The organism is Streptomyces sp. NPDC058045 (assembly GCF_042885635.1).
Lineage (GTDB): Bacteria > Actinomycetota > Actinomycetes > Streptomycetales > Streptomycetaceae > Streptomyces.
This window is the reverse complement of sequence record NZ_JBHVRR010000049.1, coordinates 1-14,287: the sequence shown is the minus strand read 5'-3', so window position 1 is coordinate 14,287 and position 14,287 is coordinate 1. Positions and strand designations below refer to the sequence as shown.

The 14,287-nt window shown below is 70.4% G+C and carries 12 protein-coding genes, 1 rRNA gene and 1 riboswitch; of the genes, 1 reads left to right on the top strand and 12 read right to left on the bottom strand.

The genetic code is table 11. The annotated features are described in order from the left end of the window. Nucleotides 1-110 precede the first annotated feature (110 nt). Nucleotides 111-2,996 carry an aminomethyl-transferring glycine dehydrogenase gene (gene gcvP / locus ACFVST_RS23970; protein ID WP_390155520.1) on the bottom strand — a complete coding sequence of 962 codons (2,886 nt, stop codon included), beginning with the start codon at nt 2,994-2,996 and terminating at the stop codon, nt 111-113. Between the two features lie 176 nt (nt 2,997-3,172). Then, nucleotides 3,173-3,269: riboswitch (glycine riboswitch) on the bottom strand. 134 nt (nt 3,270-3,403) lie between these two features. Here gcvP and ACFVST_RS23965 point away from each other — a divergent pair. After that, nucleotides 3,404-3,784, top strand: coding sequence for a PRC-barrel domain-containing protein (locus ACFVST_RS23965; protein WP_390155576.1), 381 nt, complete (start codon nt 3,404-3,406; stop codon nt 3,782-3,784). Here the strand turns inward: ACFVST_RS23965 and ACFVST_RS23960 are convergent. From ACFVST_RS23960 to rrf, 11 genes are all read right to left on the bottom strand, one after another. Beyond that, nucleotides 3,697-5,235, bottom strand: coding sequence for a DNA polymerase IV (locus ACFVST_RS23960; RefSeq protein ID WP_390155518.1), 1,539 nt, complete (start codon nt 5,233-5,235; stop codon nt 3,697-3,699). The two genes, ACFVST_RS23965 and ACFVST_RS23960, sit on opposite strands and share 88 nt — an antisense overlap. 80 nt (nt 5,236-5,315) lie before the next feature. Next, the gene (locus ACFVST_RS23955) at nt 5,316-5,963 is read right to left on the bottom strand and encodes a MerR family transcriptional regulator (RefSeq protein ID WP_390155516.1); all 648 of its coding nucleotides are present in this window, start codon (nt 5,961-5,963) and stop codon (nt 5,316-5,318) included. 175 nt (nt 5,964-6,138) lie between these two features. Then, the gene (locus tag ACFVST_RS23950) at nt 6,139-6,612 is read right to left on the bottom strand and encodes a bifunctional nuclease family protein (protein WP_390155514.1); all 474 of its coding nucleotides are present in this window, start codon (nt 6,610-6,612) and stop codon (nt 6,139-6,141) included. A 64-nt stretch (nt 6,613-6,676) separates the two neighbouring features. Beyond that, nucleotides 6,677-7,417 carry a MerR family transcriptional regulator gene (locus tag ACFVST_RS23945; protein WP_390155512.1) on the bottom strand — a complete coding sequence of 247 codons (741 nt, stop codon included), beginning with the start codon at nt 7,415-7,417 and terminating at the stop codon, nt 6,677-6,679. 43 nt (nt 7,418-7,460) lie between these two features. Beyond that, the gene (locus tag ACFVST_RS23940) at nt 7,461-8,429 is read right to left on the bottom strand and encodes an FHA domain-containing protein (protein ID WP_390155574.1); all 969 of its coding nucleotides are present in this window, start codon (nt 8,427-8,429) and stop codon (nt 7,461-7,463) included. An 83-nt stretch (nt 8,430-8,512) separates the two neighbouring features. After that, the gene (locus ACFVST_RS23935) at nt 8,513-9,463 is read right to left on the bottom strand and encodes a DUF881 domain-containing protein (RefSeq protein WP_390155572.1); all 951 of its coding nucleotides are present in this window, start codon (nt 9,461-9,463) and stop codon (nt 8,513-8,515) included. Nucleotides 9,464-9,468: 5 nt separating this feature from the next. Then, nucleotides 9,469-9,801 carry a small basic family protein gene (locus tag ACFVST_RS23930; protein WP_030544681.1) on the bottom strand — a complete coding sequence of 111 codons (333 nt, stop codon included), beginning with the start codon at nt 9,799-9,801 and terminating at the stop codon, nt 9,469-9,471. Further along, nucleotides 9,798-10,703 carry a DUF881 domain-containing protein gene (locus ACFVST_RS23925; RefSeq protein WP_390155510.1) on the bottom strand — a complete coding sequence of 302 codons (906 nt, stop codon included), beginning with the start codon at nt 10,701-10,703 and terminating at the stop codon, nt 9,798-9,800. Before ACFVST_RS23925 ends, ACFVST_RS23930 begins: the two co-directional genes overlap by 4 nt. 111 nt (nt 10,704-10,814) lie before the next feature. Next, nucleotides 10,815-13,310: a sugar phosphate nucleotidyltransferase gene (locus ACFVST_RS23920; protein ID WP_390155508.1), complete on the bottom strand. Its 2,496-nt coding sequence runs from the start codon at nt 13,308-13,310 to the stop codon at nt 10,815-10,817. Between the two features lie 114 nt (nt 13,311-13,424). Further along, on the bottom strand, nt 13,425-14,033 hold the full coding sequence (locus ACFVST_RS23915; protein ID WP_390155506.1) for a CDP-alcohol phosphatidyltransferase family protein: 609 nt from the start codon (nt 14,031-14,033) through the stop codon (nt 13,425-13,427). A 170-nt stretch (nt 14,034-14,203) separates the two neighbouring features. After that, nucleotides 14,204-14,287, bottom strand: a 5S ribosomal RNA gene (rrf, locus tag ACFVST_RS23910); the annotation flags it as partial.

Here is a 14,287-nt window from a genome sequence, read left to right as displayed (position 1 = left end):
GCCCCGCCCAGTCCCGCGGGTCTGCCTCCCCCACCGGGTGGCGCCCGGGCGCGTCCCCCGGCTCGTTCGGGCCCCCACCGGTCTGCCGTGCCCCGGGCGGGGGCCGGCCGTCAGTCCTCGTAGTCCTCCAGCGGCGGGCAGGGGCAGACCAGATTGCGGTCGCCGTAGGCCTGGTCGACCCGGCGCACCGGCGGCCAGTACTTGTCCGCGGCCGACACCCCAGCGGGGAAGACGGCCTCCTGCCTGCTGTACGGGTGGGGCCATTCGCCGGCGAGGGCGGACGCGGTGTGCGGGGCACCGCGCAGCGGGTTGTCCTCGGCGGTCCACTCACCGGTGGCGACCTTCTCGATCTCGGCGCGGATGGCGATCATCGCCTCGCAGAACCGGTCGAGTTCACGCAGGTCCTCGCTCTCGGTGGGCTCGATCATCAGCGTGCCGGCCACCGGGAAGGACATGGTGGGCGCGTGGAAGCCGTAGTCGATGAGGCGCTTGGCGACATCGTCCACGCTGACCCCGGTCGCCTTGGTGAGGGGCCGCAGATCCACGATGCACTCATGCGCGACGAGGCCCGCGGGGCCGGTGTAGAGCACCGGGTAGTGCGGCTCCAGGCGCTTGGCGATGTAGTTGGCGCCGAGCACCGCGACCTGCGAGGCGCGCTTCAGCCCCGCCCCGCCCATCAGCCGCACATACGCCCAGGAGATCGGCAGGATCCCGGCCGACCCCCACGGCGCCCCGGAGATCGGGCCGACACCGGTGGCCGGTCCGGCGGCCGGCTGCAACGGGTGGTTCGGCAGATACGGCGCCAGATGGGCGCGGACACCGACCGGGCCGACGCCGGGACCGCCACCGCCGTGCGGGATGCAGAACGTCTTGTGCAGGTTGAGGTGGGAGACGTCACCGCCGAAGTGGCCCGGCTTGGCGAGGCCGACCAGCGCGTTGAGATTGGCGCCGTCCACATAGACCTGGCCGCCGGCGTCGTGCACCGCGGCGCAGATGTCGGCGACATGCTCCTCGAAGACACCGTGCGTCGACGGATAGGTGATCATCAGGACGGCCAGCTCGTCCCGGTGGCGGTCGATCTTGGCGTGCAGGTCCTCGATATCGACCTCGCCGTCCTCGGAGGTCTTCACCACGACCACCTTCATGCCCGCCATCACCGCGCTCGCCGCGTTGGTGCCGTGCGCGGAGGACGGGATGAGGCAGACGGTGCGGCCGGTGTCGCCGTTCGCCCGGTGGTAGCCGCGTACCGCGAGGAGGCCGGCCAGCTCGCCCTGGGATCCGGCGTTGGGCTGGAGGGACACCTTGTCGTAGCCGGTGAGCTCGGCGAGGCGCTCCTCCAGCTCGCGGATGAGGGTGAGGTAGCCCTGCGCCTGGCCGATGGGGGCGAAGGGGTGCAGCGCGCCGAACTCGGGCCAGGTCACCGGCTCCATCTCGGTGGTGGCGTTGAGCTTCATGGTGCAGGAGCCGAGCGGGATCATGCCCCGGTCCAGCGCGTAGTCCCGGTCGGCGAGGCGGCGCAGATAGCGCAGCATGGCCGTCTCGGAGCGGTGCTGGTGGAACACCGGGTGGGTGAGGTAGTCGCCGGTGCGCAGCAGGGCCGCGGGCAGCGCGTCCCCGGTCGCCTCGTCCAGCGCCGCGGCGTCGGCCTCCACCCCGAAGGCGGTCCACACCGCGCAGAGCCGGCCGCGGGTGGTGGTCTCGTCACAGGCCACGCCGACGTGGTCCTGGTCGACGAGGCGGAGGTTGACCCCTTCCTCGCGGGCGGCCGTCACGATCTGCCCGGCCCGGCCCGGCACCCGCAGCGTCAGGGTGTCGAAGAAGTCCTGGTGCACCACCTCGACCCCGCCCGCCCGCAGCCCCGCGGCGAGCAGTGCCGCGTACCGGTGGGTGCGGCGGGCGATGGTGCGGAGCCCGTCCGGCCCGTGGTAGACGGCGTAGAGCCCGGCCATCACGGCGAGCAGGACCTGCGCGGTGCAGATGTTGCTGGTGGCCTTCTCCCGCCGGATGTGCTGCTCCCGCGTCTGAAGCGCCAGCCGGTACGCCTGGTCCCCGTCTGCGTCGACGGAGACACCGACGAGGCGCCCCGGCAGATTGCGGGCGAACTTCTCCTGGACCGCCATGTATCCGGCGTGCGGCCCGCCGAAGCCCATCGGCACCCCGAACCGCTGGGTGGTGCCGACGGCGATGTCCGCACCCAGCTCACCGGGCGGCGTGAGCAGGGTGAGCGCCAGCAGATCGGCGGCGACGGTGACGACCGCGCCCAGCCCGTGGGCCTGCTCGATCACCGGCCGCAGATCCCGCACCGCACCGGAGGCCCCCGGGTACTGGAGCAGCACCCCGGTCACCCCGCGCTCGGCTACCTCGGCGGGGATGCCCTCGGAGAGGTCGGCGACGACGACCTCGACGCCCGCCGACTCGGCCCGGGTACCGATCACGGCGATGGTCTGCGGCAGAGTGTCCGCGTCCACCAGGAACACACCGTTCTTGACCTTGCCGACGCGCCGGGACAGCGCCATCGCCTCGGCGGCCGCGGTGCTCTCGTCCAGCAGCGAGGCCCCGGCGGTGGGCAGCCCCGTCAGCTCCGCCACCGTCGTCTGGAAGTTCAGCAGCGCCTCAAGCCGCCCCTGCGAGATCTCCGGCTGATACGGCGTGTACGCGGTGTACCAGGCCGGGTTCTCCATCACGTTGCGCAGGATGACCGGCGGGGTGTGGGTGCCGTAGTAGCCGAGGCCGATCATGGAGTCCAGGACCTCGTTGCGGTCGGCGAGCGAGCGCAGCTCCCCGAGGACCTCGGCCTCGGTACGGGCGTCCGGCAGGTCGAGCGCCGCCGCCTGCTTGATCACATCGGGTACCGCGGCGGCCGTCAGCTCGTCGAGGGAGCCGTAGCCGACATGGGCGAGCATCTTGGCGCGGGCTTCGGTGTCGGGGCCTATGTGGCGCTGCTCGAACGGCGTGCCCTGTTCCAGCTTGGCGAGCGGGATGCGGTTGGCGGTCATATGCGGAGGCCTCCTGGTCTGACGCGACCTGTGAGGGCACCACGGCACGGGTGCCCGTACGGCCTCCCCCTCTGTCATCTCGACCTGAGAGCTTCACCGGTCCGCTCGGAGCGCCCCGGCTTTCACCGTCGGTGAGAGCGGAGGCCGTGGACTCCCGCCCTGCTTTCCAGAGTGACCTCGTCCGTGCGGTACTTGTGCCTGAGAGTTTCCGGGGAGGATTTGCTCCTTCGGCGCCCCCCGGCCTGGGCCGGAGGGCTCTCCCGCACGGGGTCGGCAGCCACCGCCAGCCTACCAGCGGGCACTGTCACCGATCCCCCGAGTGGCCGCCCGCCGCATTCTGCCTTTTGGTAGTGGTGACGGAGGAGTTCGTCCGCGTGACGGACGTGCTGCGAGCAGCGGGAGTGCCTGTGCAGACCGACATCGATCCGCGCCAACTCATCGGCCGCAAGGCCTTCGACCGCACCGGGACGAAGATCGGCACCATTGACGAGGTGTACCTGGACGACGCGACCGGCGTCCCCGAGTGGGCTGCCATCAGGACCGGGCTGTTCAGCCGGGACGCGTTCGTGCCGCTGGAACCGAGCAGTCTGGTCGAGGGCGCACTACGGGTGCCCTTCGACCGCTCACTCGTGAAGGACGCCCCGGACTTCGGCGTGGGCCGCCACCTCTCCCCCGAGCAGGAGCTTCAGCTCTACCACCACTACGGGCTGGACACGGCGGCCCCTCCCCCGCCCGAGGACCGCGACTTCGGGCGGCTCGCGGGCGACGGCCCGGACTCCGGCGACTGACCACCGCCGTCCGGCTCGCCCCCGTCCCGCTCCGGCACCAGCGGCAGCGGCTCGGAGGGCGTGAGACCGGGGTCGCCGGTACGGAAGGTGCGGACCCGGCCCGGCGGTGAACCGGGCGTCTCGAAGCGGACGGTGACCCGGCCGACCCCACTGCCCTGCACCCAGCCAGGCCCGTACTCGACGTGCACCACATCGCTCCCGGCCATCCAGTGCGGCTCGTCCGGGGGGACCTCGGCCGGGACCGGCTCCGTACGCGCGGGTCCATGGTCGTCGGCGTCCGGCGCGGCCTCGTGGCGGGGTGGCTGATCGGGGGGCGGCTGGGCGTCCGGTGGGTGCGCGAGCGGCCCGGCCGTGTCCCCGGTGGCCTCGGATCTGGCGTGCGCGGCCTGGGCGAAGAGGTCCTCCTGCGTGAAGTCGGCCAGCCCGCTGACGCCGACCCCCAGCAGCCGCACCCCGCCCGTGGTGTCCACCGACTCCAGCAGCCGCGCCGCCGCCTCCCGCACCACCCCCGGATCGTCCGTCGGCCCGCGCAGCGTCTCGGAACGGGTCAGCGTGGAGAAGTCGTACCGCCGCACCTTGAGGACGACCGTACGGCCGGAGCGAGCCGCCGCACGCAGCCGGGCCACGCAGCGGTCGGCGAGCCGCTGCACCTCCAGCCGGATCCGCACCCGGTCATGGATGTCAAGGTCGTAGGTGTCCTCCACGGAGACCGACTTGGCGTCCCGCTCGGCCACCACCGGCCGCTCGTCCCGGGCCAGCGCCATCGCGTACAGCGCCGTGCCGTGCGCCCGCCCCAGCAGCCGCACCAACTCGTCCTCCCCGGCCTCGGCGATCTCCGCGACGGTGGTGATACCCGCGCGCCGCAGATGGTCGCCGGTGGCAGGGCCGACGCCGGGCAGGGTCCGCACCGGCATCGGACCGAGCAGCCCCCGCTCGGTGCCCGGCTCGATCAGTACCAGACCGTCCGGCTTGGCCTGCTCGGAGGCGATCTTGGCGAGCATCTTGGAAGCCGCCAGCCCCACCGATCCGGTCAGGCCCGTCACCGCCCGTATCTCCGCCCGCAGCCGCACCCCCACCGCCCGTGCCGAAGCGGCGTCGTCCGCCGCGCCCGAGGCCTCCAGATCGACAAAGGCCTCATCCAGGCTCAGCGGCTCCACCAGCGGCGACAACTCCCGCAGCAGCGCCATGACTTGGTCGCTGATCGCCCGGTAGAAGCGGAACCGCGGCACCAGATACGCGGCGTGCGGGGCGAGGCGGCGGGCCTGGCCCATCGGCATCGCCGAGTGCACCCCGAAGCGCCGCGCCTCATAGGAGGCGGTGGCCACCACACCGCGGGGGCCGAGACCGCCCACCACCACCGCTTTTCCACGCAGGCTGGGCTTGGAAGCCTGCTCCGCCGAGGCGTAGAAGGCATCCATGTCCAGATGCAGGATGGTCGGCTGGCGTCTCACACCACCGATGGTCCCCCATGGCACTGACAACGCCAGGTCGTCCGGCGGCCCGGAGGAACGCAGGCGCTCGGGGTCAGGCGTCAGACGGCGCGGTTGCGGCGGCGGGCCAACTCGTCGCCCGGGTGGTTGCCGAGGAGCGTCTCACCGGTGTCGACCCGCTCGCCGTGCAACTGCGAGAGTGCCGCCTCCACATCCCGCCACACCACGCCGACGGCGATACCGAAGACACCCTGGCCGCCCTGGAGCAGCGCATGTACCTCGTGCGGCGAGCCGCACTCGTACACGGTGGCGCCGTCGCTCATCAAAGTGGTGCGCTCAAGATCCTTGAAGCCGCGCTCCTGGAGGTGCTGTACGGCGGTGCGGATGTTCTGCAGGGAGACACCGGTGTCGAGGAAGCGCTTGACCACCTTGAGCACGACGACATCGCGGAAGCTGTACAGCCGCTGGGTGCCGGAGCCGTACGCGGGCCGCACACTGGGCTCGACCAGGCCGGTACGGGCCCAGTAGTCGAGCTGGCGGTAGGTGATGCCGGCGGCCGCGCAGGCCGTGGGGCCGCGGTAGCCGACCCGTTCCGGGGACGAGGCCGGTTGCTCCGGCTGCTCCGGGACGGCGACAGCGGGGCGCTGCACCGGACGTTGCGCCGCGCCACCGCGCAGTGGGTGAGGACCGCCGTCCACCGGACTCCCTCCCGGGACGCCCCCGGTCGTGCCGTCGCCGCTGCTTCTCACGCCGACCCTCCGTCCTTGACCTGCCTTCTCGAAGGTAGGGAGTCACCCGGGGTGCGTCAACGATCGCCACACTCGGCACGCCGGGTGATAATCACCCCACGAGTGGTTTTCCGTGTCCCGGAACGGGGAATGGCTGATCGAATGGCCTGAAACAGCGCCTAGTCCTGGCCGACGGTCACTGGTTGCTGCTGCCGAAATCCTCCGGCGAGATCTGGTCGAGGAACTCGCGGAACTTCTCCACTTCGTCCTCCTGCTCGTCCGGGATGGCGATGCCCGCATCGTCGAGCACCCCGTCGCTCCCGTAGATGGGAGTCCCGGTGCGCAGGGCGAGGGCTATGGCGTCGGAGGGGCGTGCGCTCACCTCGACGCCGCTGGCGAAGACCAGCTCCGCGTAGAAGATGCCCTCGCGCATATCGGTGATGCGCACCTCGGTGAGCTCCTGGCCCACCGCTTCCAGCACGTCCTTGAAGAGGTCGTGGGTCAGTGGCCGCGCGGGGGCCATGCCCTGCTGGGCGAAGGCGATCGCGGTCGCCTCCCCGGGGCCGATCCAGATGGGGAGGTACCGGTCGCCTCCCACTTCACGCAGGAGCACGATCGGTTGGTTGGAGGGCATTTCGACCCGGACACCTACGACGTCGAGCTCGTTCACACAGCAACCCTAGGCCGTGCTCGGCACCTTTGGGTAGTCGGGCACCCTGCGCACACCACCCCATTCAGGGCAGCCGCACTCCCAGGGCGCCCTGCACCAGTGCCACATGCAGCCGCACCGTGAGATCGGCCAGCTCCTTGGTACGGGCCTCGGCATGGGCTCTGGTCTGCGGATTGCGGTGCCGCCGCAGCGGCGCCACGACCTGCTCGACCAGGCCGGCCTCACGCTCCGCCGAGGCCTTCATGACCCGCAGATGCCGTGGCTCGATACCGAACTTCCCCAGCTCCGCCACAAGGGCGGCCACCGTCGCCGCCTGCGCGTCATAGCCACCGTCCGGCAGCGGCGCGAGCAGCCCGTACGATTCCCACTCGGCGAGCTCCTCCTCGCCGACGCCGGCCGCGGACAGCAGCTCGGACCGGTCGACCCGGGCCGCCGCCACCGGCTCGGGCTCCTGCCCCGGGCGGGCGGGCAGCGCCTCGGGGCCGCCCGCGGACGGCGGCAGCGGCTCTCCTCGCTCCAGAGCGTCCAGATGCTCCCGGATGACCTTGAGCGGCAGGTAGTGGTCCCGCTGCAGGCGCAGCACCTGCGCCAGGCGGTCCACGTCCTCCGGAGCGAACTTGCGATAGCCGGAAGGAGTCCGTTCCGGTTCGATCAGGCCCTCGGACTCCAGGAACCTGATCTTGGAGATGGTGATCTCGGGGAACTCGTCGCGCAGCGCGGCGAGCACGGCACCGATGCTCATCGGCCCGCCGTCCGCGGTGACGGCGCCTCGACCGGCACCGTCACCGCCCGGTGAATGCAGCATGGACCTTCCTTGGGGAGCCCCCCGGACAGCGCCCGGAGGAGGTTCAGACGCCCCGCTGGCTCGCGTAGAAGATCAGGCGGTACTTGCCGATCTGGACCTCGTCGCCTGCGGTGAGCGCCACCGAGTCGATCCGCTCACGGTTGACGTAGGTGCCGTTGAGGCTGCCGACGTCGGACACCGTGAACGAGCCGTCGACCTCTCGGCGGAACTCCACATGCCGGCGCGACACCGTCACATCGTCGAGGAAGATGTCGCTCTGCGGGTGGCGTCCGGCCGTGGTCAGCTCGCCGTCGAGCAGGAAGCGGCTGCCCGAGTTGGGGCCGCGGCGCACGATCAGCAGCGCGGAACCCGGAGGCAGCGCATCCACCGCTGCCTGTGCCTCCGGGGAGAGCGACGGCGACGGCGTCTGCCCGGTGACCTCCGCGTCGTACGCCTCCAGGCCGGAGATGGAGATCGTGGAGGTGGTCTCCGAGGGGCGCTCACCGGCACCGCCGCGCAATGGGGCGCCGCAGTTCGAGCAGAAGCGGCTGGCCTCCGCGTTCCGGTTCCCGCACCGCGTACACACCAGGGCCGACATCGACGGATCCTCCTGTCGCTGCTGCCCCGCGGGGGCTTGGGACGCATACGGATCGGAGGCAAACCCTCCACCCGTACTTGAGGTTGACGTACCCCCGGAACCTATGCGGCCCGAACCGGAGGGGTCAACAGCGGACGCGCCCGGTCCGCCCGGAATGTCACCGCCCGGCCCAGCCACCTGGTCACGGAAAAGCGGACGGTCCCCTTCGGGTGCGTCGGCCGAACCTGCGGCACCGCGCCGGGCGGCACTGCCGCCGTCCTCGCGTGCACTCTTGCCGAACAACTTCGCAAACAACTTCACGGGCGATTCCCCTTGACCTGAACAGACCCGCCCGTGGGGCAGGACGAACCCTGACTGCACTGACTGCCGCGACCGCGTCCGCCGGAATGCACCGACAGTACGGACACCTTCACAACGTCCGTGGCCTCCGGACAGTTTCCATCACACGCACCTTCCCGGGTGCGCCGACCCCCCCGCACCCTCATGCCCCCGCGGCACACCCCTCATGCACCGCTTCTTCACTGCGCGGACGACCGAGCGTAGTCAGGCCGCTTCGCAGGTCGCAAGGCATTCACGATGATCTTCTTCTCCCGCTGCACCGCGACCCCCGCGTGTTCCTTCTCCAACGTCTGCACCACCCCGCCCGGGATGTTCAGCGCCGGTTCCAGATCCGCAGGGTTCCCGATCACCTGAAATCGGTACGGCGGCCGGATCCGGTGCCCATCCACACTGATCCCGCCACCGGACGCGTCGGTCAGATACGTGCCGGCGACCACCCGCACATCGTTGACCTGGATCGCCTCCGCGCCGGCCGCGCGCAGTTCCTGGATCGCGTCGAGCAGCATGTCGGACTCGACCGTTCCCTTCGTGTCGTCCACCGTGACGGTGATGCCCGGCCCCTGGGCGGCGACGGTACCGGCCAGGATGCCGAGCTGCTTCTCCTTCTCCGCGGTCTGCCTGCGGGCCTCCTCGGCACGGTCCGAGCTGTTCTCCAACTCGGTGCGCTGCCCCTGGAGGCTCTGCTTCTCATCCTCAAGACGCTGGGTGCGGTCGTCGAGTTCATCGAGGATGCGCACCAGATCCTCCTGGCGCGCACCGCGCAGTGCACCGCTGTCACTGGTGGACGCCACCTGGACGGCCAGCCCGAAGCCCAGACCGCACAGCAGCACCGCCACGATGACCTGCGCGCGGGTCGCCCGCGGCGGCCACAGCGCCTTCAGTATCCGCTGGCGCCCTGTCAGACCACCGCCCGCCGGCCCCGCGGACCCGACGCTCTCCGCCTCGCCGCTCTCCACGGCCGCAACCGGCGCCTCCCGCTCCCGGTCCGGCTCCCCGGGCACATCCCCGGACGGCACCTCGGCCGGCAACTCGCGGCGCAGCGCGCGTTCCTCCCCGGCCTCGGCGCCCCGCTCCTCGTCCCCGGTGCTCTCGCCGTCCGGCCCGCTGGCCCCCGACTCATGCCGTCCCATCGGCGTCACGCCCGGAAGATGTGGCGCCGGATGGCCGCCGCGTTGGAGAAGATCCGGATGCCGAGCACCACGACGACACCGGTGGAGAGCTGCGCGCCGACCCCCAGCTTGTCGCCGAGGAACACGATGAGCGCCGCCACCACGACGTTCGACAGGAACGACACCACAAAGACCTTGTCGTCGAAAATCCCGTCCAGCATGGCCCGCAGGCCGCCGAAGACGGCGTCCAGCGCCGCCACGACGGCGATCGGAAGATAGGGCTCGACCACTGCCGGAACCTCGGGCCGGACCAGCAGTCCGACCACGACTCCCACGACGAGGCCCAGTACGGCGATCACGATGTGTTCTTCTCCGATCTCGGCAAAGATGGCTGTGCTGTTCGTACGATCACGCTCGGCGCCGCCGGAAGACGCAGCTCGGGGCGGACGGACAGCGAGGTCCGGATCTCGAAGTCCCTGTGCAGGATCTGGAGATACTGGCCGTCGACGGTCGCCCGGAAGCGGTCCGCGAACCGCTTCCCGTCCCCCACCGCCTGCACCTTGTACGGCGGCACCAGCGGTCTGTTGTCGACCAGTATCGCGTCCCCGGCGGCCCTGATCGCCGAAAGGGCCGTCAGCCGCTGCCCGTTGACGGCGACGGCCTCGGCGCCCGCCTCCCAGAGGCCGTTCACGATCCGCTGCATGTCCCGGTCCCGCACCCGGCCCGTGTCGGAGAACCCGCTGCTCTCGCGCGGCCCGCCGCCGCCCGGGTCGGCCTCCGCGGCATCGTCCACCGACAACTCCAGGCCGGGGCCGCGCACGGGCACCGCACCGGACAGCACGCCCATCAGGTCGTCGTGCCCGCCACCCTGCTTGCGCAGCGCCTCCCGCTGCTTGGCTCCGACCTCGTCCCGCAGCCGGTCGACCTCGCCCTCCAGCTTGTCGGCGGCGCTCGTCTCCGAGTCCACCCGGTCCAGCAGTTCTTGCCGCTCCTTGGCGACGCCCGGCGCCGCCACCCTCGCCTGCGCCGCGCCGACGGTGACCACCACCGCGGCGAGCACCAGGCCCGCGGCCAGCCCCAGCTTGGACCGCAGTGTGCGCGGCAGACCTGCGGTACCGGCGGCCTTGCGGCGGGCGGCGGCCTCGGCGTAGCCCTCGTCGAGGCTGTGGTCCATGACGTTGGTCAGCAGCGACATGGAGGCATCCAGGCGCGCACGGCGCGGTGTGCTCCGAACGGGGGGCTGCTGCGACATGCCGCACATCGTCGCACGTCGCCCCCGCCACCTCCGAATGGCCCCACAACAGCAGCCGGTTCGGCCCGGCCCGCGGACCCACGGGCCGGGCCGTCACCGGCATCCGGGCAGCTCGCGCGGTCAGCGCCCCGCGGTGTCCACCACTTCCGCCCACTCCTCCAGCAGCGCCTGCGCGGAGGCGTCGTCCGGGCCCTCCGCCCACAGATGGGTGACGGCCTCCGCCCGGTCCGGCAGCACCATCACCCAGCGCCCGTCCGCCTCCACGACCCGCACACCGTCCGTGGTGTCCACAGCCCGGTCCCCGGCCGCCTCCACGATCCGGCGCATCACCAGCCCCTTGACCGCCCACGGCGTCGCCAGGTCACGGTGCAGGACATGAGCACGCGGAATCCGGGCGTCGATCTGACTGAGCGTGAGCTGCGTACGTGCCACCAGCCCGATGAGCCGTACGAAGGCCGCCGCCCCGTCGAAGACGCTGCTGAACTCCGGCACGATGAACCCGCCGCGCCCGTCCCCGCCGAAGATCGTCGCGTCCTCGCGCCCCACCCGCGTCAGATCGTCCGGCGAGGTCGTCGTCCACTCGACCTGGGTCCCGTGGTACGCGGCGACCTGCTCGGCGATCCGCGTCGTCGTCACCGGCAGCGCCACCCGCCCGCTGCGCCGCTCCGCGGCCACCAGGTCGAGCAGCACCAGCAGCGCCCGGTCGTCCTCGACGATCCGGCCCTTCTCGTCCACCAGCGACAACCGCTCCCCCACCGGGTCGAAGCGCACCCCGAACGCGGCGCGCGCCGAGGCCACGATCTCCCCGAGCCGCACCAGCCCGGCCCGCCGCGTCTCCTCGGTCTCGGTGGGACGGGACTCGTCCAGCCCGGGATTGATGGTGAGCGAGTCGACACCGAGCTTCCCCAGCAGGCTCGGCAGCACCAGCCCCGCGCTGCCGTTCGACGCGTCCACCACGACCTTCAGCCCGGACTCCGCGATCCCCGTGATGTCGACATTCCGCAGCAGCGACCCGGTGTACGAGTCGAAGACGCTGGCCTGGAAACGCAGATCACCGATCTCACCGGGGAAGCCTCGGCGGTACTCCTGGCGTGCGTAGACCCGGTCGAGCTTGCGCTGACTGGCCTGCGAGAGGTCGGCGCCCTGCCCGTCGAAGAACATGATGTCGACGGAGTCCGGCACCCCCGGCGAGGTCCTGATCATGATGCCGCCGGCACTGCCCCGAGCGGTCTGCTGCCGCGCCACGGGCAACGGCACGTTCTCCAGGTCCCGTACGTCCATGGCACTGGCCTGGAGGGCGGAGATCACCGCGCGCTTCAGGGCTCGGGCGCCGCGGGAGTGGTCACGTGCGGTGGTGACCGTGGAGCCCTTCTTGAGCGTGGTCGCGTACGCACCGGCGAGGCGCACCGCCGTCTCGGGGGTGATCTCCACATTGAGGATGCCGCTGACGCCGCGCGCCCCGAAGAGGTGCGCCTGGCCGCGGGACTCCCAGATGACCGAGGTGTTGACGAACGCGCCGGCCTCGATCGTCTTGAACGGGTACACCCGCACATTGCCCTGGACGATGGACTCCTCACCGACAAGGCACTCGTCGCCGATGACCGCACCGTCCTCCAGGCGCGCGGCCCGCATGATGTCGGTGTTCTTGCCGACCACACATCCCCGCAGATTGCTGTGCGGGCCGATGAACACGTTGTCGTGGAGCACGGCCTTGTGCAGGAACGCACCGCTCTTCACCACGACGTTGGAGCCGACCACGGTGTGCTCGCGGATCTCCGCGCCGGCCTCGACCTTGGCGTAGTCCCCGATGTAGAGCGGGCCGCGCAGCACGGCGTCCGGATGCACCTCGGCGCCCTCGGCCACCCACACACCCGGGGAGATCTCGAAGCCGTCCAACTCGACTTCGACCTTGCCCTCCAGGACGTCGGCCTGAGCCTTCACATAGCTCTCGTGGGTGCCGACATCCTCCCAGTAGCCCTCGGCGACATAGCCGTAGATGGGCTTGCCTTCCTTCATCAGTTTCGGGAAGACGTCCCCGGACCAGTCGACCGGGACATCGGGCTCCACATAGTCGAACACCTCGGGTTCCATCACATAGATCCCGGTGTTCACAGTGTCGGAGAAAACCTGCCCCCAGGTCGGCTTCTCCAGAAAACGCTCGACCTTTCCCTCCTCGTCGACGATGGTGATGCCGAATTCGAGGGGATTGGGCACCCGGGTCAGACAGACCGTGACCAGAGCGCCCTTCTCCTTGTGGAAATTGATGAGGTCGGTGAGGTCGAAATCGGTGAGCGCATCACCGGAGATGACGAGAAAAGCATCATCCTTGAGTGCCGCCTCCGCGTTCTTCACACTGCCTGCGGTGCCGAGCGGCTTCTCCTCGTTGGCATACGTCAACTCCATGCCGAGTTCGTCGCCGTCACCGAAGTAATTCTTCACGAGAGACGCAAGGAACTGGACCGTGACCACGGTCTCGCTGAGCCCGTGCCGCTTGAGCAATCGCAGTACATGCTCCATGATCGGCCGGTTGGCCACCGGCAGAAGCGGCTTGGGCATACTTGAGGTCATGGGGCGAAGGCGAGTGCCTTCACCGCCGGCCATCACGACGGCCTTCATGTCGGAAGCGCCCTCCTTGGGAGACGACGGTCTGACCGACTGCGCCCGTCAGGATTGTCCCGCACTTCCCGGAGGTGGGCCATCGCTGGCCTTCACGGAGCCTCCCCGGCAAGCTCAATCGGCCGCGGTGTCGGCCTTCACGAGTCGGCGGACCTGCACCACGTAGAGGATTCCTGCCCACCAGTAGAGCGTTGTACCCCATCCTGCGAACGCCCATCCGAAAACGGTGGCGACTGACGCAATCCAACCGCTGCTGTCGCTGAGGAGGAGCAGCGGGAACGCGTACATGAGGTTGAACGTGGCAGCTTTTCCAAGGAAGTTGACCTGGGGCGGCGGATAGCCGTGCCGGCGCAGGATGCCCACCATCACGAGGAGCATCAGTTCACGGGCGACAAGGAGTGCCGTCAGCCAGATCGGCAGAATCTCCCGCCAGGTGAGTCCGGCGAGAGTGGAGAGAATGTACAGCCGGTCTGCTGCGGGGTCGAGAAGGCGGCCGAGGCTGCTGACCTGGTTCCAGCGGCGGGCCAGTTTTCCGTCCAGGTAGTCGCTCACGCCGCTGAAGGCGAGGACGAGCAGCGCCCAACCGTCGCTCTTCGGCCCGCCGAACTCGGGGCGAAGGATCAGCCACAGGAAGAGGGGCACGCCGACGAGACGCGCCATGCTGAGGATGTTCGGGATGGTGAGGACCCGATCCGTCTGGACACGGGTCTCCTGGACCTCCACCCGGGGGCCTCCTGTGGTGAACGAACCTACGATGCCCCCTGACCTTACCCTCTGTACTCAGCACCAAGGCTAGAGGGGTGCCACACCACTTTCCAGCACACCTGCAATCCCTATTTCCCTGGAAATGCGAGAGGCCCCCGTGCAAGCACGGGGGCCTCTCATCAATGACTGTTCGGCGGCGTCCTACTCTCCCACAGGGTCCCCCCTGCAGTACCATCGGCGCTGTAAGGCTTAGCTTCCGGGTTCGAAATGTA

What these genes read in the sequence shown, in the direction of transcription:
- gcvP (WP_390155520.1), bottom strand. Translation starts at nt 2,996, where the DNA reads ATGACCGCCAACCGCATCCCGCTCGCCAAGCTGGAACAGGGCACGCCG.
- ACFVST_RS23945 (WP_390155512.1), bottom strand. Translation starts at nt 7,417, where the DNA reads ATGCTGCATTCACCGGGCGGTGACGGTGCCGGTCGAGGCGCCGTCACC.
- ACFVST_RS23935 (WP_390155572.1), bottom strand. Translation starts at nt 9,463, where the DNA reads ATGGGACGGCATGAGTCGGGGGCCAGCGGGCCGGACGGCGAGAGCACC.
- ACFVST_RS23925 (WP_390155510.1), bottom strand. Translation starts at nt 10,703, where the DNA reads ATGTGCGGCATGTCGCAGCAGCCCCCCGTTCGGAGCACACCGCGCCGT.
- ACFVST_RS23920 (WP_390155508.1), bottom strand. Translation starts at nt 13,310, where the DNA reads ATGAAGGCCGTCGTGATGGCCGGCGGTGAAGGCACTCGCCTTCGCCCC.